25 protein-coding genes are annotated in these 22,792 nt (G+C 63.4%); 8 read left to right on the top strand and 17 right to left on the bottom strand.

Translation table 11 applies throughout. The features are described 5' to 3' along the window. Positions 1–2: 2 nt before the first annotated feature. The 12 genes from ACZ92H_RS10230 to ACZ92H_RS10175 all read right to left on the bottom strand — a co-directional run bounded on the left by ACZ92H_RS10230 (position 3) and on the right by ACZ92H_RS10175 (position 12,387). Complete coding sequence (locus ACZ92H_RS10230; protein ID WP_131373681.1) at positions 3–833, bottom strand: inositol monophosphatase family protein; 831 nt, start codon at positions 831–833, stop codon at positions 3–5. Next, a complete protein-coding gene (locus tag ACZ92H_RS10225; protein WP_465049229.1) occupies positions 830–1,927 on the bottom strand; it encodes an ABC transporter ATP-binding protein in 1,098 nt (365 codons plus the stop codon). The genes ACZ92H_RS10230 and ACZ92H_RS10225 overlap by 4 nt, the downstream gene beginning before the upstream one ends. Then, on the bottom strand, positions 1,924–4,098 hold the full coding sequence (locus ACZ92H_RS10220) for an ABC transporter permease (RefSeq protein WP_465049228.1): 2,175 nt from the start codon (positions 4,096–4,098) through the stop codon (positions 1,924–1,926). Before ACZ92H_RS10220 ends, ACZ92H_RS10225 begins: the two co-directional genes overlap by 4 nt. A 154-nt stretch (positions 4,099–4,252) precedes the next feature. Beyond that, complete coding sequence (locus tag ACZ92H_RS10215; protein ID WP_465049227.1) at positions 4,253–5,272, bottom strand: ABC transporter substrate-binding protein; 1,020 nt, start codon at positions 5,270–5,272, stop codon at positions 4,253–4,255. A 256-nt stretch (positions 5,273–5,528) separates the two neighbouring features. After that, the gene (locus ACZ92H_RS10210; RefSeq protein ID WP_465049226.1) at positions 5,529–6,815 is read right to left on the bottom strand and encodes an MFS transporter; all 1,287 of its coding nucleotides are present in this window, start codon (positions 6,813–6,815) and stop codon (positions 5,529–5,531) included. Between the two features lie 788 nt (positions 6,816–7,603). Then, entirely contained in the window at positions 7,604–7,948 is a 345-nt protein-coding gene (locus tag ACZ92H_RS10205; RefSeq protein ID WP_465049250.1) for a thioredoxin family protein, read from the bottom strand. Between the two features lie 86 nt (positions 7,949–8,034). Beyond that, complete coding sequence (locus ACZ92H_RS10200) at positions 8,035–8,730, bottom strand: fumarylacetoacetate hydrolase family protein (RefSeq protein ID WP_465049225.1); 696 nt, start codon at positions 8,728–8,730, stop codon at positions 8,035–8,037. Between the two features lie 81 nt (positions 8,731–8,811). Beyond that, the gene (locus tag ACZ92H_RS10195) at positions 8,812–10,107 is read right to left on the bottom strand and encodes an MFS family transporter (RefSeq protein WP_465049224.1); all 1,296 of its coding nucleotides are present in this window, start codon (positions 10,105–10,107) and stop codon (positions 8,812–8,814) included. Between the two features lie 175 nt (positions 10,108–10,282). Then, positions 10,283–11,143 (bottom strand): ChaN family lipoprotein, encoded by an 861-nt coding sequence (locus ACZ92H_RS10190; protein WP_131373675.1) that lies wholly within the window; start codon positions 11,141–11,143, stop codon positions 10,283–10,285. A 44-nt stretch (positions 11,144–11,187) separates the two neighbouring features. Beyond that, a complete protein-coding gene (locus tag ACZ92H_RS10185) occupies positions 11,188–11,619 on the bottom strand; it encodes a DUF6691 family protein (protein WP_465049223.1) in 432 nt (143 codons plus the stop codon). Further along, positions 11,616–12,041, bottom strand: coding sequence for a YeeE/YedE family protein (locus tag ACZ92H_RS10180; protein ID WP_465049222.1), 426 nt, complete (start codon positions 12,039–12,041; stop codon positions 11,616–11,618). The genes ACZ92H_RS10185 and ACZ92H_RS10180 overlap by 4 nt, the downstream gene beginning before the upstream one ends. Before the next feature lie 7 nt (positions 12,042–12,048). Continuing rightward, positions 12,049–12,387 carry an ArsR/SmtB family transcription factor gene (locus tag ACZ92H_RS10175; RefSeq protein WP_465049221.1) on the bottom strand — a complete coding sequence of 113 codons (339 nt, stop codon included), beginning with the start codon at positions 12,385–12,387 and terminating at the stop codon, positions 12,049–12,051. A gap of 370 nt (positions 12,388–12,757) precedes the next feature. Here ACZ92H_RS10175 and ACZ92H_RS10170 point away from each other — a divergent pair, with 370 nt between their 5' ends. Then, positions 12,758–13,165 carry a hypothetical protein gene (locus ACZ92H_RS10170; RefSeq protein WP_131373671.1) on the top strand — a complete coding sequence of 136 codons (408 nt, stop codon included), beginning with the start codon at positions 12,758–12,760 and terminating at the stop codon, positions 13,163–13,165. A 69-nt stretch (positions 13,166–13,234) separates the two neighbouring features. Here the strand turns inward: ACZ92H_RS10170 and ACZ92H_RS10165 are convergent, their stop codons facing one another. Genes ACZ92H_RS10165 through ACZ92H_RS10150 form a run of 4 tightly spaced genes read right to left on the bottom strand, consistent with a single transcriptional unit; the run spans position 13,235 to position 15,981 of the window. Continuing rightward, on the bottom strand, positions 13,235–13,417 hold the full coding sequence (locus ACZ92H_RS10165) for a hypothetical protein (RefSeq protein WP_131373670.1): 183 nt from the start codon (positions 13,415–13,417) through the stop codon (positions 13,235–13,237). After that, on the bottom strand, positions 13,414–13,815 hold the full coding sequence (locus tag ACZ92H_RS10160; protein ID WP_465049220.1) for a DUF3224 domain-containing protein: 402 nt from the start codon (positions 13,813–13,815) through the stop codon (positions 13,414–13,416). The genes ACZ92H_RS10165 and ACZ92H_RS10160 overlap by 4 nt, the downstream gene beginning before the upstream one ends. A 16-nt stretch (positions 13,816–13,831) precedes the next feature. Continuing rightward, positions 13,832–14,401: a DUF1697 domain-containing protein gene (locus ACZ92H_RS10155; RefSeq protein ID WP_131373668.1), complete on the bottom strand. Its 570-nt coding sequence runs from the start codon at positions 14,399–14,401 to the stop codon at positions 13,832–13,834. A 14-nt stretch (positions 14,402–14,415) separates the two neighbouring features. Beyond that, positions 14,416–15,981: a sensor histidine kinase gene (locus ACZ92H_RS10150; protein WP_131373667.1), complete on the bottom strand. Its 1,566-nt coding sequence runs from the start codon at positions 15,979–15,981 to the stop codon at positions 14,416–14,418. 207 nt (positions 15,982–16,188) lie between these two features. Here ACZ92H_RS10150 and ACZ92H_RS10145 point away from each other — a divergent pair, with 207 nt between their 5' ends. Both ACZ92H_RS10145 and ACZ92H_RS10140 read left to right on the top strand, forming a co-directional pair. Continuing rightward, complete coding sequence (locus tag ACZ92H_RS10145; RefSeq protein ID WP_465049219.1) at positions 16,189–16,527, top strand: hypothetical protein; 339 nt, start codon at positions 16,189–16,191, stop codon at positions 16,525–16,527. Beyond that, positions 16,524–17,369, top strand: a complete 846-nt coding sequence (locus ACZ92H_RS10140) for an HDOD domain-containing protein (protein WP_131373666.1) — start codon at positions 16,524–16,526, stop codon at positions 17,367–17,369. Before ACZ92H_RS10145 ends, ACZ92H_RS10140 begins: the two co-directional genes overlap by 4 nt. Positions 17,370–17,523: 154 nt before the next feature. Here the strand turns inward: ACZ92H_RS10140 and ACZ92H_RS10135 are convergent, their stop codons facing one another. Beyond that, positions 17,524–17,850, bottom strand: a complete 327-nt coding sequence (locus ACZ92H_RS10135) for a hypothetical protein (RefSeq protein WP_034746769.1) — start codon at positions 17,848–17,850, stop codon at positions 17,524–17,526. Positions 17,851–18,490: 640 nt separating this feature from the next. Between ACZ92H_RS10135 and miaB the strand changes: the two genes are divergently transcribed. The 5 genes from miaB to ACZ92H_RS10110 all read left to right on the top strand — a co-directional run bounded on the left by miaB (position 18,491) and on the right by ACZ92H_RS10110 (position 22,787). Next, the gene (miaB, locus tag ACZ92H_RS10130) at positions 18,491–19,858 is read left to right on the top strand and encodes a tRNA (N6-isopentenyl adenosine(37)-C2)-methylthiotransferase MiaB (protein ID WP_131373665.1); all 1,368 of its coding nucleotides are present in this window, start codon (positions 18,491–18,493) and stop codon (positions 19,856–19,858) included. Next, positions 19,855–20,919: a PhoH family protein gene (locus ACZ92H_RS10125; RefSeq protein ID WP_465049218.1), complete on the top strand. Its 1,065-nt coding sequence runs from the start codon at positions 19,855–19,857 to the stop codon at positions 20,917–20,919. The genes miaB and ACZ92H_RS10125 overlap by 4 nt, the downstream gene beginning before the upstream one ends. Then, entirely contained in the window at positions 20,903–21,367 is a 465-nt protein-coding gene (gene ybeY, locus ACZ92H_RS10120; RefSeq protein WP_131373663.1) for an rRNA maturation RNase YbeY, read from the top strand. The genes ACZ92H_RS10125 and ybeY overlap by 17 nt, the downstream gene beginning before the upstream one ends. 4 nt (positions 21,368–21,371) lie before the next feature. Continuing rightward, entirely contained in the window at positions 21,372–21,791 is a 420-nt protein-coding gene (locus ACZ92H_RS10115; protein WP_465049217.1) for a DUF4259 domain-containing protein, read from the top strand. Between the two features lie 117 nt (positions 21,792–21,908). Continuing rightward, entirely contained in the window at positions 21,909–22,787 is an 879-nt protein-coding gene (locus ACZ92H_RS10110; RefSeq protein ID WP_071075558.1) for a CorC family transporter, read from the top strand. Positions 22,788–22,792 lie beyond the last annotated feature (5 nt).

Raw genomic sequence — 22,792 nt, 5'->3', positions numbered from 1 at the left:
GCTCAGCAGCGCGGCAAGGCCAGCGCCGCCAGTTGCGGATACAGGCGGGGTCCGCCTACCAGGATGGGATTGCCCTTTTCCAGGCCGTTATTGGCCAGGAAATCATTGCAGCGGCCGCCCGCCTCGTTGACCAGCACGATGCCCGCCAGGCAATCCCAGGAATTGATGTGCGGCTCGAAGTAGCCGATCAGGCGCCCGGCCGCCACATAGGCGATCATCAAGGCGCCGGAACCGTTGCGGATGAACATGCCGCCCTCTTCCAGCACGTCGAGCAGGAAGGGCAAAAAAGTACCGGTGCCGACGCGGTGCGAAAAACCCACGCCCAGCACGCCGCCCTGCAGGCTGGCCACGTCGTTGACGTGCAAGCGCGTCTGTCCCTGGCGCGACAGCACATGCGCGCCCTGCCCCAGGCAGGCATGGAACAGCTCGTCGGCATTCGGGTCGTACACGGCGCCGATGGCGGGCTGGCCATCGACCAGCACGCCGATCGACACGCACCAGGCCAGCATGCCGTTGACGAAACAGGCCGTACCGTCGATGGGGTCGATGACCCACACGCAGCGCGCATCGGACGCCCCGCCGCCGCGCTCCTCGCCCACCACGGCATCGCCGGGGAAGCGCGCAGCGATCTGCGCGCGCACATGGTCTTCCACCATGCGGTCGGCGATGCTGACCATGTCCTGCAAGCCTTTTTCCTCGATCACCAATTCCGTGCGGCGGTGAAACATGCCCAGCGCAATCTCCCCCGCCTGGCGGATGATCTGTTGCGCGTAGGCATAGCGCTCCAGGGTGGCCGCGTCGGCCAGTACCGCTGCCGGTGTCATATCTGTCATGCTTGTCCTCCAATGATGGCTGCGCCATGTTCGTGTACGGTCATGGCGACCGATGTGCCTTGCGTGAAAACCTGGCTCAAGTCGTGCGAGACGGCAAACAGTTCGCCCACGGGCGTCTCGAGCGTGTATTGCATTTCGCGTCCCAGGTAGGTGGCGCGCGCCACGCGCACCACCATGGCGCTGTCGGCCTGTGCCGGCGACAGCAGGATGGCTTCCGGGCGCACGGCGAAACTCGCTTCGCCGCTGCGCGGGCTGCGGCATGGCAGGCGCAGGCGCAGCTTGCCCATGGCACAGACGGCCTTGCCGTCGGCCACCGATTCGATCACGCCATCGACGATGTTGGCGTTGCAGATGAAGTCGGCGACGAACTTGTCGGCCGGCGACTCGAACAGCTCGTGCGGCGTGCCCTTTTGCGCGATCACTTGCCGGTTCATCACGATGATCTGGTCGGAAATGGCCAGCGCCTCTTCCTGGTCATGCGTGACATACACGGCCGTGAGACCCAGCTTGACCTGGATGTCGCGGATTTCATCGCGCACGCGGCGGCGCAGTTTCGTGTCCAGGTTCGACAGCGGCTCGTCGAGCAGCAGCACCTTGGGCTGCAGCACCAGCGAGCGGGCCACGGCCACCCGCTGTTGCTGGCCGCCCGACAATTCGTTGGGGAAGCGCGCGGCAAAGTCGGCCAGGCCGACCAGGCGCAGGCTTTCCTGCGCCCGTTCGATGGCGCGCGGCCGGGTTTCGCCAGAGACGACGAGGCCGTAGCACACGTTGTCGAGCACCGTCATGTGCGGAAACAGGGCATACGACTGGAACACCATGCTGACGTCGCGCTCGGCGGCGGACGTCAGGGTGACGTCCTCGCCGGCCAGCAGGATGCGCCCGGCGCTGACGCGCTCCAGCCCGGCGATCAGGCGCAGGGTCGAGGTCTTGCCACAGCCGCTGGGCCCCAGCAGGGTGACCATGGTGCGCGGCGCGATCGTGAACGAGACATTGTTCACGGCCAGCGCCTTGCCGTAGCGCTTGGTAACTTGCTCGAATTCCAGCGCATTCAGTACGCTCGGCGCCGCAGTGGCGAGGGTGGAGAATTGGTTCATGCGTAGCTCTTTTCCAGGTGGGGAACGGCGGCCGGCAAGGTGCTTTCGGCGCTGACGCGGCGAAGGCGGCGCTTGCCGACCAGCAGGTGGATCAATTGAATGCACAGCAGGATGACGACGATCAAGACCGTGGCGTAGGCGATGGCCGTGCCATAGTTGCCGTTCGACACCAGGCCGATGATGTAGGACGTGGCCATGTCGTAATCGGCGCTGACGAGGAAGACGACAGCCGAGATCGACGTGATCGAGCGCACGAAGCCATACACGAGGGCCGAGGCGATGGCCGGACGCAGCAGGGGCAGGATGACCTTGCGCATGGTGGTCCAGCTGCTGGCGCCCAGGGTGATCGACGCTTCATCCAGGCTGCCGTCGAGCTGGCGCATGGCGGCGATGCCGGTGCGCAATCCCATCGGCATGTTGCGGAAGACAAAGCACAGGATCAAAATCGTCGCCGTGCCCGTCAACTCAATGGGCGCCGAGTTGAAGGCGAGGATGTAGCTGATGCCGATGACGGTGCCGGGAATGGCAAAGCTGAGCATGGTGCCGAATTCGAACGCGCCTTTCAGGGCGAATTGCTGGCGCACCAGCAGCCACGCTGAAAGGATGCCGACGAAGGCCGTCAGCGGCGCGGCGATGGCCGAGATCGTCAGGGTCGTGAACAGCGATGGCCAGGCCTGGCCCGTCCAGTGCCAGCCGCCACTGTCCATGGTGATGCCGAAGGCGTCGATGTAGTGGCGCAGGGTGAAGGCATTGTCCTGGCCCCAGTTGTTCACGAAGCCGCCCGCCACCACCGTGCCATATACGAGGGCCGTGAAGGCGAACCATGGCAGGGCGATGCTCCACAAGGTGGTTTTCAGGCGCGGATTGAGCGCGGCGTGGCCGCCGTGGTCGGCCTTGCCCGTCACCGTCACATACGATTTCTTGCCGAGCCACAGGTTCTGGATGAAGAAGGCGCCCACGGCAAAGGTCAGCAGCACGATGGCCAGGGTGGCAGCGCGGCCCTGGTCGTTCGAGGCGCCCACCACGGAAAAGAAGATTTCCGTCGACAGCACGTGGAAATTGCCACCTAACACCATCGGATTGCCGAAGTCGGCCATGCTTTCGATAAAACACAGCAAGAAGGCGTTGGCGATGCCGGGGCGCATCAGGGGCAGCGAGACCTTGACGAAGGTTTGCCAGCTGCTGGCGCCCAGGGTCCCGGATGCCTCTTCCAGCGATGGGCTGACCCCTTCGACCACGCCGATCAGGGTCATGAAGGCGATCGGCGCAAAGGCCAGCATCTGCGACAGCCACACGCCCGTCATGCCATACAGCCAGCGGCTTTGCTCGATACCGAACAGGTCGCCGACCAGGCCCGTGACGGCGCCGTTGCGGCCAAACAGCAGGATCAGCGCCAGGCCCAGCACGAAGGGCGGCGTGACGATGGGCAAGATGGTGATGGCGCGCATGGGGCGCACCCAGCGGCCGTTGGTGCGCGTGACCAGCAGGGCGAACACGAGGCCCAGGAAGGTGGCCGAGACGCCCGTCAGCAAGGCCAGCGCCAGGGTATTCCAGGCCACGCCGCAGCGGCCGGGGCCGGCTACGCAGTTAAGGCTCCAGATGCCGGGGTCCGCCAGGCGCCGCGCCAGGGCGGCGGCGCCCGTGCCGCCATCGTCCATGGGCTGGCCGGCGCTCACGAGGATCAATGCGACGGGGAACAGCACGAACAGGGAAATCAGGCAGATGATGAGGCCGATGGCGCCGGCCACGAAGGCGTCGCCGCGGCACACGCCGCAGGCAGCCGCCCCGGAGGTGAGCAGGAAAAGCAGGCACAGCGCCAGCAGCAGCGCGCCAAAGCCCAGGCCGGTGCTGGCGGCCAGCGGCCCCCAGCCCAGCCATGCCAGCCACAGCATGCCCGCGCCGCCGATGGCGATCTGCCCCAGGCCCAGGGTCTTGCGCGGCACGTTGCCGGCCACCAGCGCGGCGCTGGCCGCCAGCAGGGCGAAGAACACGCCCAGCGGCCAGGCGCCGAACGTCACCAGCTGCAGCAGGGCCGGGGCGCCATGCTGGCCGAAGAACTGGCCGTCGCGCAGCCACTCGCCGGCGAACAGGCCCGCTTCCTGCTGATGCCAGGGCAACAGGCACAACGCTGCCAGGGCGGCCAGCAGCCAGCCGTAGAATATCTTTTTCATGAGTTTCATCCAACGATGAACGTCTGAAATTCTGTTGCGCGGCGCGCCTTGATTTCCAAACGTTTTGAACAATGTATATAGGTTGAACGCCTGCCAAAACTGTAGCGGGCGGCAGTGAGTCGTGGCCGGAACGCGCAGTCAGTTTTGGCGCGCGTTAATTGCCGGCAGAATAAATCTGCGTGGTCCAGCGCTGCAGCAGGCGCTTGCGCGTGTCCGACGCGCCGTACTTGGCGAAGTCGTAGTTGATGGTCTTGATGTTTTCCAGGCGCGGCGAGGCGGCGGGAATGGTGGCGGCCACATTGGACGGGATCTGGAAGGCCAGCGCTTTCACGGCCTCGCTCTGCACGTCGGGACGCAGGGCGAATTCATAGAATTTCCTTGCCTGCTCCATGTTCTTCGCGCCCTTGACGATGCTCATCGAGCCGATCTCGTAGCCCGTGCCTTCGCAGGGCGGCAAGACTTTCACGGGGAAACCGGCCACGGTGAGTTTCATCAGGTCATGCATGAAACCGATGGCCACGCCCGCTTCGCCGCGGCCCACGTCTTCGCCGGGCGCCACGCCCGCATTCGGATACTTGCTGACGTTCTGTCCCATCTTGGCGAGGAAATCGAAGGCTTCCTCTTCCCCCATCAGCTGCACCACGGTGGCCAGCGCGTTGTAGGCGGCGCCCGAGGAATTCGGGTTGGCCATCTCGATCTCGCCCTTGTAGGCGGGCTTGACCAGGTCTTTCCAGCATTGCGGCGGCGGCAGGTTTTTCTTCTTCAGCACGGTTTCGTTGTAGGCCAGGCCCAGGATGCCGATATAGATGCCGACGGTGCGGTACTTCGCCGTTTCGGCTTGCTTGACGGCCCACGGCTGCAGCCGGGCCAGGGTCGGCGACTTGTATTCTTCCGTGTAGCCCTCGGCGGCCGCTTGCAGGTGCGGGTCGCCCGTGCCGCCCCACCAGACATCCGATTTCGGGTTCGATGCTTCGGCGCGGATCTTCGCATACGCCTCGCCGGCGCTCTTGCGTATCATCGATACCTTGATCTTCGTTTCCGCTTCGAAGCGGGTCTTCATCAGCTGGCACCATTCCATGTCGGCCGAACACAGCACGGACAAACGCTCCTCGGCGGCCATGGCCGTCATCGGCAGGGCCAGGCCCATCGCCATCACAACATTGCGCATCTTCATCGTCTCACTCCAAGTTTGTTGTATTGGGGTACTTCAGACGGCACCGCTATCTTGCGGTGTCACTGTCCGTGGATGTGCTTTTTTGCCGCTTGCACTACATTGCACACGTGTGCACACCTTAACACCAGCCGATTTTGACTGTCAACAAGAATCTCGGCGGGGAGGCGGCGTGGTGTTTTACCGACAAAAAAAGCCGCCAGCTGGGCAGCTGGCGGCTCGCGGGGCGGTCGGCGTCAGGCGGGCTGACTGCGGGACCTTACTGCCAGGCTTCCTTGCCCGCCCGTGGCTTGCCCACCAGCAGCAATGCGCCCAGGGTCAGCACGGCGGCCAGCGACAGGTAGTAGCCCACGTATTGCAGGCCATAGTTGGTGGCCAGCCAGGTGGCGATGTACGGCGCCAGCGAGGCGCCCAGGATGCCGGCCAGGTTGAACGTCAGCGAGGCGCCCGTGTAGCGCACTTCGGGTGGGAACAGCTCGGACAGCAGGGTGCCCAGCGGTCCGTAAGTCATGCCCATCAGGCCCAGGCCGACGGCCATGAAGATCGTCACTTCCCACGTCACGCCCGAGCCGAACATGGGCGCGAGCACCAGGCCGAAGATGGCGATGGCGACGGAAACCCAGATCATGGTGGCGCGGCGGCCGCGGCGGTCGGCCAGCACGGCCGAAAACGGGATGGTCAGGGCGAAGAACAGCACGGCAAACAGCTGCACGATGAGGAATTCCTTGCGCGTGAAGCCCAGCTTGGTCGTGCCCCAGCTCAGCGCGAACACCGTCATCAGGTAGAACAGCACGAAGGTGGCCAGGGCGATGATGGTGCCCAGGAACAGCATGCGGCCATGCTGGCGGAACACGGTCGCCACCGGCAGTTTCACCACTTCGTTCTTGTCGATGACTTTCTGGAAGTCCGGCGTTTCCGTGATCTTCAGGCGCACGTACAGGCCGACGATGACCAGCAGCGCGCTGGCGAGGAACGGGATGCGCCAGCCGTAGCTGAAGAACTGTTCATCCGTCATGGTTTCACTGAGCAGCAGGAAGATGCCGCCCGACAGGAAGAAGCCGATCGGCGCGCCCAGCTGCGGGAACATGCCGTACCAGGCGCGCTTGCCCGGTGGCGCGTTCTCGGTTGCCAGCAGCACCGCGCCGCCCCACTCGCCGCCCAGGCCCAGGCCCTGGCCGAAACGGCACAGCGCCAGCAGCAGCGGCGCCAGGGTGCCGATGGCGGCATACGTCGGCAGCAAGCCGATGATGACGGTGGAGATCCCCATGGTCAGCAAGGCGGCCACCAGCGTGGCCTTGCGGCCGATGCGGTCGCCGAAGTGGCCGAACACGGCCGAGCCGATGGGGCGGGCGAAGAAGGCGATGGCAAACGTGGCCAGCGACTGCAGCACGGCGGCCGACGGGTCGCCGGCGGGGAAGAACAGTTTCGGAAACACCAGCACGGCGGCGGTGGCGTAGATATAAAAGTCAAAGAACTCGATCGTGGTGCCGATCAGGCTGGCGAACAGCACCGTGCCGGGGGAATTTTTCTTGGGGGGGGTGCTCATTTACTGCGCTCCTTGGGGAGGGTGTCTAAAGGCCATTCTCTGGATGTTTTTTCAGGCAGCAGCACAGCACGTTGTATAAAGTAACCGCCAGCAAATTATTGTTATTTCTGACTTCCATAAGCGGCGCGCTGCTGCGTTGGCAGCCGCTCGCAGTGCTCGCACTGCATCGCGACAGCCGCCTTGCATCACATCCGCTTCTGTTCCTCATAAATTTACAATAATTTCCCGACGATTACTTAGGCGCATTGTTCACCTATCATATCCGTGCACGGTGAAATTTGCGGCAAATTTGCTATTAAATTCACAAACAAATTCCATGCTGCAACACCCCGTTATTAACGGCAGGCAACGGCAGACAACGGTGAACAAACGCGCGCTAACGCGCCGTGATCAGTGCTGATCAGAGAAACAACGGTCGTGCGCCATCCGGTTACCCGGGGCACGGCAGGAAAGGCGTCAGGGGATGGGCGACGTGTATCAGGCCCGGCGTATCGCCAGGCATTCCGTACCAGACCCGCGCGTCGGCATCGCGGCATCGGTCATTTGTGGTGAATCCTTGCCTGCGGCCCCTCCGGGTGGAGCGGGCCGGCGATGATCGCGCCTGCATCACGAAGGATGCGGTTGATCTTGCTGTAAGCGGCCCATGATACGCGTAGTGCTGCGGTGCGGCAAGAAATTGTGGACAACTGCCGGGGTCAGACCCCGCGGGTCCGACCCCAGGTGATGCGGCAATCGGCGCAAATGTCTTTGAAATGCAAACCCCAACAGCAAGGACCGGGGTCTGCCCCTCAGAGTCCGACCCCGGTATTTGCCGTTGGGTTAATCAGATTGAACGCCTGCGCAATCTCGGCGCTGTCGAGCGGGCGCACGAGGCGCGCCACTTCCTGGCCATCTTTTAAAAAAATCAGGGTCGGCCATAATTTCACCTTGAACGAGCGGCCCAGGGGACGGCCGGGGCCGTCTTCCACGCGCAGGTGCGGCACGGCGCCATGCCGTGCAAACGCGGCCGCCAGCGGCGCCTGGGTGGCGCGGCAATGGCCGCACCAGCCCGTGCCGAATTCCAGCAGGGCCGGGCCCGTCAAGGCATCGATCTCGGCGCGCGTGGGTTGCGCCACAGAATACGTGTCGTTCATCATGAGCATCTCCTTGCTTCCACATAAAAAAACCCGCAAGGCGATTCTGCGCCAGGCGGGCTTGTCGTGCTGTGCGGCAGGCCGCTTTAGACGACCTTGACGCGCAGGGTTTCCAGGCCGGTAATGGCGCCCACCAGCGCGTCGCCGCGCTGCACGGCCGCCACGCCGGCCGGCGTGCCAGTGTAGATCAGGTCGCCAGGCTGCAAGCTAAAGTAGGTGGACAGGTCGGCGATGGTTTCCGCCACGTTCCAGATCAGCATGTCGATCGTGCTGCTCTGGCGCACGGCGCCATTCACGTGCAGGGTGATGGCAGCCCGGCCCATGTCGCCCGCCTGCGCCGCCGGCGTGATGGGGCCGATCGGCGCCGAATGCTCGAACGCCTTGCCCGTGTCCCACGGGCGGCCCAGCTTTTTCGCTTCGCCCTGCAGGTCGCGGCGCGTCATGTCCAGGCCCACGGCATAGCCCCACACGTGGCTCAACGCGTCATCGACGCCGATATCGCTGCCGCCCTTGCCGATGGCCACCACCAGCTCCATCTCGTGCTGGAAATCCTGCGTGCGCGCGGGATACAGCAATGCGCCCGTCGTGCCGGCAGGCACGGGCAGGATGGCGTCGGCAGGCTTCATGAAGAAGAATGGCGCCTCGCGGCCCGTGTGGCCCATTTCCTTGGCGTGGTCGACATAGTTGCGGCCCACGCAATAGATGCGGTGGACGGGAAAGCTGGCGTCGCTGCCGGCGACGGGGACACTGGCTTGCAAGGGTGCGGGAATAACATACGACATGAAAACTCCTGATCGGCACGGTAAAAGGATGGCACTATAAAAAAGGCGGCACCGCAGTGCCGCCCCAATTCTACGGCAACTTTACTTCAGCAGTCCCGAGCGGCTCGGGTCCGGCATGCGGATGGCGACGATGAAGGACACCAGGCACATGATGGTCACGTACCAGTAGAAATACTCTTCCACATGCCAGGCCTTGAACTGCAGCGCCACGTATTCGGCCGAGCCGCCGAAGATGGCGTTGGCCAGCGCGTAGGACAGGCCCACGCCCAGCGCGCGCACTTCGACGGGGAACATTTCCGCCTTGATCAAGCCGCTGATCGACGTATAAAAACTGATCACGGCCAGGGCCACGATGATCAGGCCGAAGGCCGCGTACGGGCTGCTGACGTCTTTCAGCGCATGCATGATGGGCAGCACGCACAGGGTGCCCAGGCCGCCGAAGAACAGCATCGAGGTACGGCGGCCGATGCGGTCGGACAGGGCGCCGAACACAGGCTGCAGGAACATGTAGACGAGCAAGGCGCAGGTCATGACGGCGCTGGCCGTCTTGGTATCCATGCCGGCCGTGTTGACCAGGTATTTCTGCATGTAGGTGGTGAAGGTGTAGAACACCAGCGAGCCGCCCGCCGTGAAACCGAGCACCGTGATGAAGGCGCGCTTGTGCTTGAGCAAGCCGCGCAGGCTGCCCGCGTCCTTGTCCTTGCGCTCGCTGGCAGTCGTCGTTTCCGTCAGCGATTTACGCAGGTTCAGCGACACCAGGGCCGCCAGCGCGCCACAGACGAAGGGAATGCGCCAGCCCCAGGCGCGCAACTCTTCCAGGGTCAGCAGCTGCTGCAGGATCACCAGCACCAGCAGGGCCAGCAGCTGGCCGCCGATCAGGGTGACGTACTGGAACGAAGCAAAGAAGCCGCGCTTGCCCGATTCCGACACTTCGCTCATATAGGTGGCGCTGGTGCCGTATTCGCCGCCCACGGACAGGCCCTGGAACAGGCGCGCGACGAGCAGCAGGAACGGGGCGAAGGCGCCGATGGTGTCATACGTCGGCATGATGGCGATCATCAGCGAGCCGCCGCACATCATCAGCACGGAAATCATCATCGACTGGCGGCGGCCGTACTTGTCGGCGATGCGGCCGAACAGCCAGCCGCCCACGGGACGCATGAGGAAGCCGGCGGCAAAGATGCCGGCCGTTTGCAACAGCTGGGTCGTGGTATTGCCGGATGGGAAGAAGGCGTGCGAAAAATACAGCGCGCAGAAAGAATAAATGTAGAAGTCGAACCACTCGACCAGATTCCCGGAAGACGCGCCTACGATGGCCTTGATGCGCTGCTGGGAAGTGAGTTGGGAGACGTCGTGCGGGGTATCGTGCATGGTCATATCACTCTTCTTGAAATCAAAAAACGGCCCGCAGGCCGGTACCAGGCCAGCCGCTGCGGTGCAGCGGCCAACCTGGTTTTGCATCATACGCGCTTGATCGAGAGCAAAAAGCCATGCGGCATACGGGTTAATACGTAGCGCCTGCAACTTTTTTTATGGCCATCGCCTCCCTGCCTTATGGTTTCTTGAATTTTGCGCAAGGGTCCGGCCGCGGCTGCGCCGGCATGGTTTGCGTCAGGTCGAATTCGCCCGGATACGTGCTGCCGCCCTGTTCGATGTAGCCGATGCTGCGCACGATCAGTTGCGGATCGGCCAGTTTCAGCCAGCGCGGCACGCCGATATCCTTGCGCACGTGATCATTACCCGCCAGCAAGACCACATCGCGCGGCGCCTGGTCGCGGATCAGCTTGGCCATCCAGATATCGCGCGCCAACTGGGCGTTGACGACACCGCCAAGCATCATGTCCGGCAGCATGTTGCAACGGGCGGCCTGGATTTCCTTCTTTTGCTTTTCCACAATATCGCCCGGCACGGGCGCGGCCAGGTAAGTACTCACCATGGCTGGCGGCATCGACCATTTGATGCCGTCGCGCGCGATGCGCGAGGCGTCCGCGGGTGACAGGCTGGCGGCGATCAGGGGCAACTGGTAGCTGATGGCCAGGTCCAGCACGGGCCGGTACAAGCTCCAGTCCCAGCGCGGCTGTTGCATTACGCGGATGATGCAGTCGGGATCGGCGCATTCGCGCGCGGCGCGCGTCAGCAAATCCTGGTTGTCACGGTCGAATTGCTCCATGACAATCACGGGACGCCAGCCGGCAGCCACGCGGCGCTGCAATTCCGCCAGGCGCAGGCGGTGGCCTTGCGCATTGTCATGCACTTCGCCCAGCAGCAGAACTTGTGGATTGGGCAAGGTGTCGGCCACGGGCGCGGGTGGCGGTGGCGCTTCTTTCTTCAGCAGGCTGCCGCAGGCGGCCAGCGCCAGCACGCTGCACAGCATGGCGGCGCGCACGCTGCTGCGTTGAATTACGTTCTTCATGGTCAGGGAGCATCCTCAGTGGCGATGCGCCAGATTGTACCGTCTCAGGCCTTGAGGCGCGCCTTGCGGCGCTCCAGCACTTCAAACACGGCCATGCCGGCCAGCATGGCGCCGGCGAAGATCCACGCCTTGGGCTGCCACGCCAGCAGCGATACGAGCGCGGGGCCGGGACAGAAGCCGGCGATGCCCCAGCCCGTGCCGAAGGCCAGGCTGCCCAGCAGCAGGCGCCGGTCGATGCGGCGCGCCGTTGGCAGTTGCAGGGGGCCGCCCAGGATGGCGTGCTGGCGGCGGCCCGCCAGCCAGAAAGCGGGCATGGCGACGGCGATCGCGCCGCCCATCACCAGCGCCAGCGACGGGTCCCAGGCGCCGGCCAGGTCGAGGAAAGCCAGCACCTTGGCCGGATTGCTCATGCCGGAAATGAGCAGGCCCAAGCCAAAGACGAGACCGCTCAACAAGGAAAGGATCAGCCTGCTCATGCGTGGCGCAGCAGATAGACGTTGAGGAAACCGGCCGCCATGAAGGCGATGGTGGCCGCCAGCGAGCGGTGCGACCAGCGCGACAGGCCGCACACGCCGTGGCCGCTGGTGCAGCCGGCGCCATAGCGCACGCCCGCGCCGACCAGCAAGCCGGCGGCGAGCAGGGCCGGCGTGCCGGCGTCGATCCGCACGCCGGGCAAGGCCTGCCACACCTGGTACAGCAGGGGCGCGCCGAGCAGGCCGGCCAGGAAGGCGATGCGCCAGCCCAGATCACCCCGGCGCGGACGCAGCACGCCGCCGAGGATGCCGCTGATGCCGGCGATGCGGCCATTGAACAGGATCAATAGCGCGGCGGCCAGGCCGATCAGCATGCCGCCGGCCAGCGCCGGCCACGGCGTGAAGTGCTGCCAGTCGATATGCATCGCCGTCTCAGTCCGCTTCGTCGTTGAATGGGGGGCGTGGCGCGCAAAATTGCGCATACAACACTTGCAGCACGGCCAGCACGGGCGCGCTGGCCACCCGGTAATAAATCTGCTTGCCATCGCGGCGCGTGGCCACCAGCATCTCTTCGCGCAGCACACCGAGCTGTTGCGACAGGGTGGGCTGGCCGATGCCCACTTTTTGCTCCAGGTCGCTGACGCAATGTTCGCCCTGCGACAGTTGGCACAGCAGCATCAAGCGGTCGGCATTGCCCATGGCTTTCAGCAGCGAACTGGCTTTGTAGGCCGATCCGCGCATGGCGTCGAGGTTGTAATCAGTCTGCTGCATTGTTGGCGTTTCCATCGTGCCCTCCCACAGGCGGTAGCGTTATTGACGTTGTCGCTGGCAACGTAGATCGTGCGATAAACAATATACTAATCAATATATTGTTTTCCTGCTGGCGATTCGCACAAAAAAACAACAGTGTTTTTTTGCTCGATAGCGTGCTCATGTAATGTCTGCGGCAGTGATCATGCTGACGCTATCAGAATGATAAATATTCGTAATAAAGAGGAAATTAACGTAGCAAAATTGTCACGATCTGTGCTGTAATGAGAAGTCATCAGAAGAACCAGAATGCGCCCCCGTACAGGCGCATGTTCCGTCCAGGCGCAATCCGGTCTCGGCTGCGCCGCGCGGTGAACACAGGGAGAGCAAGATGGGAATACTTCAGCCGCTTTGCGTGGCCATGCTGGCGTTGTCGGCCAGTGCCTGGAGCGTGGCGGCAGTCAGCGACACCACGGCCGGCAAGCAGCAGGAAGCGGGCGAACGGGTAACGATCGATGAAAACATCAACTTGAATAACAATCCCGGCTGGGAAACGCCGGACTTGCCGTATGCGCGCCTGCTGGCCAGCAGCACCACCATCGCGGCGCCGCACTGGAGCAGCAGCGGCGCGCGCCACAGTGCCCTGGCGCCCCCCAAGCCCGTCACGGCGGCACCCGCGCAGCAAGTCAACATCCCCGCACCCGTGCCGGAAGCGAGCATGGTGTCGATGTTATTGGTGGGACTGGGTTTGCTGGCCTTCAGCGTGCACGGTGAAAAACAGGAAAAATTCGACGGTTGACGCCACTTTCGCGGCGCCATGGCGCCAGCGTCAAAAATTCCGCCTGGTGCGGAATTTTTTTTGCTCCCGCTACGACTTGTCCAGCAGGCGGCAGACTCTCTCGATATTTCCCACAGGAATACCCGATTTCAAGGCCCGTGCGATGCAGCCCGCCTTGTCGGGTCCCGACGCGGAGATCAGCACGAAGGCCGTCAGTACCACGCTGAGGGCGACGAGCACGATCAGGACACCCTTGACGATATCCCAGTTCATGGCGCCTCAGAAATGTCGTACGTGAAATCATAATAATGCTTGCCGCCCTCGATGCGGATGGCCAGGCTGCCGGTGAGGCCTTGCAACTGCTGCGTGCCCGTATCAGGCACCACCGTGACCGACAAGGTGGGCGTGCCGCGCGTCATGATGCCGCTGTGCTGCAAATAAAAGCTGCCGTGGCGGCCGTCCAGACTGCCTTCGACCCGCTCCAGGGCCACGTAGCCGGCAGAACCGGCCACGGCGGCGCGCACGCTGAGCATCTCGCCCTGCGCACTGGCGTCGAGGGCGCCGTGGTAGCGCTTGTTCAGCGACAAGCGGCCCAGCCCCGACTGCGCGGCCGTGTCGGACAGGGTCTGTGGCGTCATCGTGACTTCGAATTCCCCGGTAATGTGTGGCATGTCTTCTCCCAGTGTCCTACGCCGTGGCGGCGTTCTCCGTCCCGCCCAGCAGGACGTGCAGTTTTTGCATGGTGGCCCAGTTGCGCGACGTGACGCCATCGCCGAGCAGCACGCCAAGCGTCGCCACCACCTTGCTGGCCAGTACGCCATCGGGACACCAGGCATACGCGGCCCATTGCCCCAGCGCCAGCGCTTCCGGCTGCCATGGCTGCTGCAGCAGCGGCGCCAGGCGCTGCATGTCGGCCGGATTGTTCAGTACCAGCGCCAGCAAGCGGGCCGCATCGGCCGCGGGCGCCAGCGTATTTTGAATGATCAGCTCGTCAAACTGGGTGGCCGACAGCACCGTCACGCGGGCCGCCACGCCCAGCTTCAGCACCAGCGCTTCCTCAATGCGGGCGGCCGCCTCGGCCGGCGCCACCGTACCCCCGTCATACACCACATTGCCACTGTTGAGCACGGTGCGCGCGTCCGCGAAGCCCAGGTCGCCCAGCAGCTTGCGCAGGTCGGCCATGGCCACCCGCTTGGCGCGACCGACATTGATACCCCGCAAGAATGCCACTTGCTGACTGTTTTGCCCATGTGCCATGCGTTTCTCCTCGCCTATGCCAGGCTGCTGGTGCTTTCAGGCAACGGCGTCACCTTGGGCAGGCGCAGCAGGAACGTTGCGCCCTGCCCCAGCGTGCTGCTGACCGAGATGGTGCCGCCAAACTGCTTGGCAATCAAGTTGAACACGATATTCAAGCCCAGTCCCGTGCCGCCCTGCCCGCGCCGCGTGGTGACGAACGGGTCGAACACGCGGTCGAGCATGTCCGGCGCGATGCCCCGGCCATTGTCGCGCACCTGCATCTCGATCCAGTCCTGCTCGCTGCGCACGACTATATGGATGTTGCCGGCCGTGTCCGCATCAAAAGCATGCTCGACACAGTTCAGCACCAGATTGGTGAGCACTTGCGCCAGCGCGCCCGGATAGCTGTCGAGCACGATGTCTGGCGGGCAATCGATGTCGATGACGATGCGCGTCTTTTTCAAGGTCGGCTGCAGGCTGGAGATCACCTCGCCGATATAGTCGCGCAATTCGAATAAACGGCGCGCCTCGCTGACCTGGTCGACGGCGATCTGCTTGAAACTGTGGATCAGATGCGCGGCGCGGTAGGCATTGTTCATGATCAGGCGCGCGCTTTCGCCGGCCGTCTCCAGATAGCGCACGATATCGGTCTTCTTCACGCCGCCGCCGGCCACGGCCGCGCTGATGCTGTCGGTGGCTTCCTTCAGCACCGAGGCGCTGGTCAGCGCGATGCCGACGGGGGTATTGATTTCGTGCGCCACGCCGGCCACCAGGCTGCCCAGCGAGGCCAGCCTTTCCGACTGCAGCAACGATTCCTGCGCGCGGCGTAGCTCATCCATGGCTTGCGCCGTCTCCTGCTGCGAGCGGCGCGCCATCTCTTCGGCCTCGCGGCTGCCCTCGATGATGGACTTGAGCTTGCGCTGCACGGCATTGAAACCGCGGATCACGTCGCCCAGTTCGTCGCGCCGGTTTTCCGGCAGCTCCTCGACTTCATCGCTGCCGCGCGTGGCCAGGTCGAACAAGCCGTCGCGCAACTGCTTCAAGGGGCCAAAGACGATGCGCAGGCTCAAGGCCAGCGCCCCCACGAGAATGATGTCGAGCAGCAACACTTCCACCACCTTGCGCCGCACTTCGCTGCGCAGTGCCGCGTCGATCTGCTCGCGGCTGAAATTGACGATGACCTTGCCCACGATCACGGGTTTGCCACCGGTAGCGGCCGCCACGGCATCGCGGAACACCAGCGGCGCCTCGACGGGCGTGCCGCCGATGGCCACGTCCGTCGTCAGCGGCACCAGGGCGCCCGTGGCGTCGCGCATCTCGCCGGCGAACAGGCCCACGGACGCGTCATAGACGCGGATGCCGACCAGTTCCGGCGGCAGCATTTCCGCGGCGACGATGCTGTCGACCTTGGACTTGTCCAGGTCCCACAGGGCGGAAGGCAAGCTGGTCTGCAAGCGCGTCAGCACGCCGCTGCGCAGGCGCGCGCTGCCTGACTCGAGTTCCTTGCTCAGGGTATATTGGGTGTAGCTGCCGGAAATGCCCAGCACCAGCGTAACGATGACGACAAAAAGCAGAGTCAGCCGGACTTGGATACTCACCATCAATCAACGCTCCCCATGCCAGGCTTGCCGCCGGCCCGCGGCGCGGGCGCATGTGCGTCAGCAAAATCACCGCCTGCAGCAAATGTACGGTATGACATGCTTATTGGCAAGATTTACAGCAGCCCTGCTGGCAACAGGGGCATTGATCCAGGTTGAGACATTGCGTCATGGCAATGGTAATATCCCGCAATCATCAAAGGAGTCGTCATGGCGGTCACGCATCAACATCTACCCCTGGAACAAGTTCGTCCTGGCATGGTCTTGTCGGATGTCTTGCTCGATGCGCATGGACAAGTGCTGCTGCCGCAAGGCGCGGTGCTGACAGAAAACATGCTGGCCCTGATGCCGCGCCACGGCATCGACATGCTGCCGATCCAGGCGCCGCCGCCGTCGCCGGAAGAAGTGGCCGCGCAACAGGCCGCCGACCGCGAGCGGCTCGCTTACCTGTTCCGCAAGCATGACCCGGACAATCCTGACGAGGCTGCGACAACCTTGCTGCGCAGTTATGTCACGACCTATCGCCTGGGCAAGGGAGACGCGGCATGAGCGCCCTGCTGACCCTCGACGACATCGTCGCCCACCTCGACGACCTGCCCTCGCTGCCGGCCGTGGTGATGGAACTGCTCAACAGCATCGACCAGGAAGACGTGGATATTTCCGTGCTGGCGAAAAAAGTCTCGTACGACCAGGCCCTGACGGCCAAGACCCTGCGCCTGGCGAACTCGTCGCAGTACGGCTTGCAGGTGAAAGCCACCACCATCCAGCAAGCGATCACTTACCTGGGCTTCCAGACCACGCGCAGCCTGATCACCTCGGCCGCCATCACGGGCGCGTTTCCGGAAGGCCGCTGCGCCGGTTTCGACGACAAGGCCTTCTGGCGCCATTCCGTGGCGACGGCCGCCTGCGCCAAGGTGCTGGCGCGGCAGATCCGCTTCAACCAGGATTACGCCTTTACGGCCGGCCTGCTGCACAACATAGGCCGGCTGGTGCTGGTCAGCAGCTTTCCCGCGCAATACGCGCAAGCCATCGCCCACCAGGCCGCACACGACTGCAGCCTGCTTGAGGCCGAGCAAGCCGTGCTGGGCGTGGACCATGTGCAGGCGGGCGTGGCACTGGCCGAGCACTGGAATTTCTCCGACACGACGCGCCTGGCGCTGGGCAATTATCTGCAGCCGGAAACACCGGGCGCCGGTTTCCTGGCGTCACTGATCCACGTGGCCAATGCCATCGTCTGCGCGCTCGACCTGGCGCAGGCGGGCGACGACATGGTGCCGCGCGTTTCGCCAGTGGCCTGGGATGCGCTGGGCCTGGGCGAAGAAATCTATCTGCAGCTGTTCCGCGAAACAGAACTGCGCTACGACGAAATCACCACCGCGCTGCTGGGCTAAGCCGTGCTGCCGAGTGCGGCTGTAAACGCAAACGGCCCTCGCGGTGAAGCGAAAGCCGTTAGGGGTACTGCCTTGTTTCCGTCCTCCCCGGTCGACGCCAGCCTGTTACCGCCAGCAGCTACGCAAGCGGTACAGTCAGCGCGCGACCACCACATCAGTGCGCGTAATTCGATTCTTGCGCATCGCCGCGGTCTTCCGCTTTTGGACGGCCCTGGGCGTCGGACAAACGATACTTGGTGCGGCGGTCGCCCATCAGGTCGCGCAGGTCGCGGATGCTCATGCCCGTTACTTCGTGCATGCGGATCAGCAGGGAAGCGCCGACCGGCAAGCGGTGGTGGCGAATCTTGCTGATGACTGGTGGCGCCACTTCAAGCAGGCGCGACAGGGCTGCATCGTTTTTCAGCTGCATCTTACTCAGCAGAATATCGAGCAGGTGGTTAGGGTTGTAACTCTCTTGCGATGCTAATGCATGATGTGCCATGATTTTTCCTCGTCTGGTGAATGTTGAAAATAATGCCGATACGAACTTAAGGCTGGCTTAGAGTGTTTAAAAGTATTTCAAAAACCGTCAGCCTCCCCTCCTCCTATCGCCGCCTGCACAAGACCAGCACAGCCACGTCCAGCCAAGGTGCGCAGCTTGCCGCGTGAGTAAAAGCACGTGCAATCCGCTGAAATGAATTGCATATAAGGCAATATACTAGTCCAAACAGGCAGCATCCGCGCCTGGCGCAACCTTCCCGATTGTTAAATATCAATCAAGGTGCTGGTTGGCTTGGCAACGATGCCATTTCAACACATTAGGATGCCAGCGGGCGCACACAAGGCTTTGCAGCAACTTGTTACAAATCAATGGTGCAGTAAGGCAATAAATGCTTTTCAGCATCACCGAAAACAGCGGCCCGCCGGGGTCAAAACCTTGTCGGCAAGGTAAGCACGGCATTGGCCCCTCCCGGCGATTTACGCTAAACTACGGCCAGCACTTGCAGCGCGCCTGCCATTGGGCAGCCCCGGGGCGCCAGGACGCTCATCGACGCGCTCATGCACGGTACCCCGCCCTGCGCCGCAGCACCCTGCCCAGCCATCTTATTTGCCGCCACATTTACCGATAAGCGCCAGAATCCATGCAGAAAAAAGTATTCATTAAAACCTTCGGCTGCCAGATGAACGAGTACGACTCGGACAAGATGGCCGATGTGCTGGGCGCCTCCGATGGCCTGGTGCGCACCGATACGCCGGAAGACGCCGACGTCATCCTGCTCAATACCTGCTCCGTGCGCGAAAAGGCGCAGGAAAAAGTGTTTTCCGACCTGGGCCGCCTGCGCGAGCTGAAGCTGGCCAAGCCGCACCTCCTGATCGGCGTGGGCGGCTGCGTGGCGTCGCAGGAAGGCGACGCCATCGTCAAGCGCGCGCCGTATGTCGACATGGTCTTCGGCCCGCAAACCCTGCACCGCCTGCCGCAGATGATCGAGCTGCGCCGCGCCAGCGGCGACGCGCAAGTGGACATCAGCTTCCCGGAAATCGAAAAATTCGACCATCTGCCGCCGGCCAAGGTGGACGGCGCCTCGGCCTTCGTCTCCATCATGGAAGGCTGCAGCAAATACTGCAGCTACTGCGTGGTGCCCTACACGCGCGGCGAGGAAGTCTCGCGCCGCTTCGAGGACGTGCTGACGGAAGTGGCGGGCCTGGCCGCCCAGGGCGTCAAGGAAATCACCCTGCTGGGGCAAAACGTGAACGCCTACCGTGGCGCGATGGAAGGCGGCGACATCGCCGACTTCGCCCTGCTGCTCGAATACGTGGCCGACATTCCCGGCATCGAGCGCATGCGCTTCGTCACCAGCCACCCGAAGGAATTCACGCAGCGCCTGATCGACGCCTACGCGAAGATCCCGCAGCTGGTCGACCATCTGTATCTGCCGGCGCAGCACGGTTCCGACAAGGTGCTCGGCGCCATGAAGCGCGGCTACACGGGACTGGAATACAAGTCCATCATCCGCCGCATCCGCGCCGTGCGTCCGAACATGGCCATTTCCTCGGACTTCATCGTGGGATTTCCCGGCGAGACGCAGGCCGATTTCGACGCCATGATGAAGCTGATCGCGGACGTCGGCTTCGACAACAGCTACAGCTTCATCTTCAGCAAGCGCCCCGGCACGCCGGCCGCGAGCCTGGAAGACGACACGCCGCACGAAGTCAAGCTGGCCCGCCTGCAGCAGCTGCAGGCGGCCATCGACGCCAACACGCGCAAGTACAGCCTGGCCATGGTGGGCACGGTGCAAACCATCCTCGTCGAAGGCCGCTCGAAAAAAGACATGATTGACCGCGAACTGCAAGGCCGCACCGAGAACAACCGCGTGGTCAACTTCGACGCCGGCCCGGATGCGCTGCAGCTGGTCGGCCAGCTGGTCGACGTGCGCATCACCGAGAGCCATTCCTACACCCTGCGCGGCGAATTGGTCGCCAGCGCCCCCGCATTGAAAAGAGCCAGTTGAAAACCAAAGCCCCGATACAGCCGCACTATTTCATCCCCGAGCCGCTGGACAACACGCGCCTGGCGCACCTGTGCGGCCCGCTCGATGAAAACCTGCGCCAGATTTCCGCCGCCCTCGACGTGACGATCTTCCGCCGCGGCGAGAAATTCATCGTCGGCGGCAGCAATGCCGAACGCGCCGTGGAAATCCTCGAGCAGTTCTACGCCATCGCCAACAAGGTGGTGCCGCTGGAAGAAGTCCAGCTGGCCCTGGTGGAGCAGCGCGCGGGCCTGTCCGCCGCCTCGGAACACCACGCCAACGCGCCCGTCAGCACCTTCGTCGAACCGGACATCGCCAGCCCCGTGCTGAAGACGCGCCGCTCCGACCTGCGTGGCCGCACGCCGCACCAGATCGCGTACTTGCGCGACATCCTGGAGCACGACATCAGCTTCGGCGTGGGGCCGGCCGGCACGGGCAAGACGTATCTCGCCGTCGCCTGCGCCGTCGATGCGCTCGAGCGCGATGCCGTCAAGCGCATCATCCTCACGCGCCCCGCCGTCGAAGCGGGCGAGCGCCTGGGCTTTTTGCCGGGCGACCTGGCGCAAAAGGTCGACCCCTACCTGCGCCCCCTGTACGACGCGCTGTACGACTTGCTGGGCTTTGACCGCACGCAGAAGCTGTTCGAAAAACAGGTGATCGAGATCGCCCCGCTGGCCTACATGCGCGGGCGCACCCTGAACCACGCCTTCGTCATCCTCGACGAAGCGCAGAACACCACCGTCGAACAGATGAAGATGTTTTTGACGCGCATCGGCTTTGGCAGCAAGGCCGTGGTGACGGGCGACGTCACGCAGGTCGACCTGCACAAGAGCCAGACGAGTGGCCTGATCGACGCCGTGCACGTGCTGAAGGACGTGCGCGGCATCGGCTTCACGCAATTTAACAGCACCGACGTGGTGCGCCATCCGCTCGTCGCGCGCATCGTCGACGCCTATGAAACGGCGCAGGCGGCCAATGCCGACGCCGCCCAGTTACTCCCCTTGTTGAAGCCAGCAGCCGCCAAAAATGTCCGAAAAAAATAAACTCTCGCTGTCCGTGCAATATCCGGACGCCCGCCTGGAAACCCTGATCACGCGTCCGAAAGTGCGCCGCTGGGTCAAGGCGGCCCTGTTCGCCCCCGCCGAATTCACCATCCGCTTCGTCGACGCGCAGGAAGGCCGCAGCCTGAACCGCGACTACCGTGAAAAGGACTACGCCACCAACGTGCTGACCTTCGCCTACAACGAAGGCGAAGAACTCGGCGACGACGAGCCGACGCGCGCCGACATCATCCTGTGCACGGACGTGCTGGAAAAGGAAGCGGCGGAACAAAAGAAGAGCGTGGAAGAGCACACGGCCCACCTGATCGTCCACGGCGTGCTGCATGCGCAGGGCTACGACCACATGGATGACGAGGAAGCCGCCGAGATGGAGGGCCTGGAGACGGAGATCCTGGCAAAACTCGGCATTACCGACCCGTACAAGGAGTAAGCAGATGGGAACCTGGGCACTGGATGCCTTCGGCAACGACTACGCCATGGATTGGGCGCAGGATTTGCACGAATATAAAACCCTGGAACTGGTCGAAACGACGCTCGACAACGTCATCGACAGCACGGAAGCGGAACTGGAAGCGCCGTTCGCCGCCGAGGCGCTGGCCGCGCTGGAAGTGATGGCCCGCCTGCTGGGCAAGCCGGGCGAGGACGACCCGGCCACGGCGGAAGTGGACGAGTGGGTGGCCGCATGCAAGAAGAAAGTCACGCCGCCGCTGCTGGACAAGGCGCGCCTGGCCTTCGAGCGTATTCTGGCGGAATCGTCGGAACTGCGCCAGCTGTGGCAGGACAGCGAACATTTCGCCGACTGGCAGGCCGAGGTGGCCAGCTTGCGCCACCGCGTGCTGGGCCAGGACAGCTGAAACATCGCGCAACGGGACACTTCAGCGTATTAAATTTACATCAAAAGCGGGGAAATCCGGTGCGTGCCCACTTTTGGTGTATCCTATAACCCTTCGCAACAACGGCTCACGCCTCCTATGCCCGAGCACCCTAGTGGCGTCAGAACTGACGTCAAGCCCCACCGGTCACTGTTTGAACGCCTGACCGCACTCATTTCCCCCGAGCCAGAGAACCGTGCAGAATTGCTCGATGTTCTACACGATGCGCATGAACGCAAGCTGATCGACGCCGACGCCCTGTCGATGATCGAAGGCGTGTTCCAGGTATCGGATCTCTGCGCGCGCGACATCATGATTCCCCGTTCGCAGATGGATGTCATCGACATCAGCAAGCCGATCGAGGAATGGATGCCGGAAGTCCTGTCCACCGCCCACTCGCGCTTCCCCGCGATCGAAGGCGAACGCGACAAGGTTATCGGCATCCTGCTGGCGAAAGACTTGCTGCGTTATTACGCTGAAGAAACTTTCGACGTCCGCGACATGCTGCGCCCCGCCATCTTCATCCCCGAATCGAAACGCCTGAATGTGCTGCTGCGCGATTTCCGCGCCAACCACAATCACATGGCCATCGTCGTCGATGAATACAGCGGCGTCGCCGGCCTGATCACCATCGAAGACGTGCTGGAACAGATCGTCGGCGATATCGAGGACGAATACGACTTCGACGAAGCCGAGGACAACATCCTGTCGCTGAAGGAGGGCCAGTTCGGTCCCCGCTGGAGGGTCAAGGCGCTGACCGAGATCGAACAATTCAACGAGGAAGTGGGCAGCCACCTGGTGGACGACGACGTCGACACCATCGGCGGCCTGGTCTCCAAGTACCTGGGCCGCATGGCGCACAAGGGCGATATTTTCGACCTGGGCAATTTGCGCTTCGAGGTGCTGCGCGCCGATGCGCGCCAGGTGCACGTGCTGCTCGTCGAGCGCCTGCCCAACGTGCCGGAACTGGAACTCTGACATGC

It is taken from the genome of Janthinobacterium foliorum (genome assembly GCF_978021625.1).
Note: the sequence above shows the minus strand (reverse complement) of the source record. Positions and strands in the feature narration are given on the sequence as shown.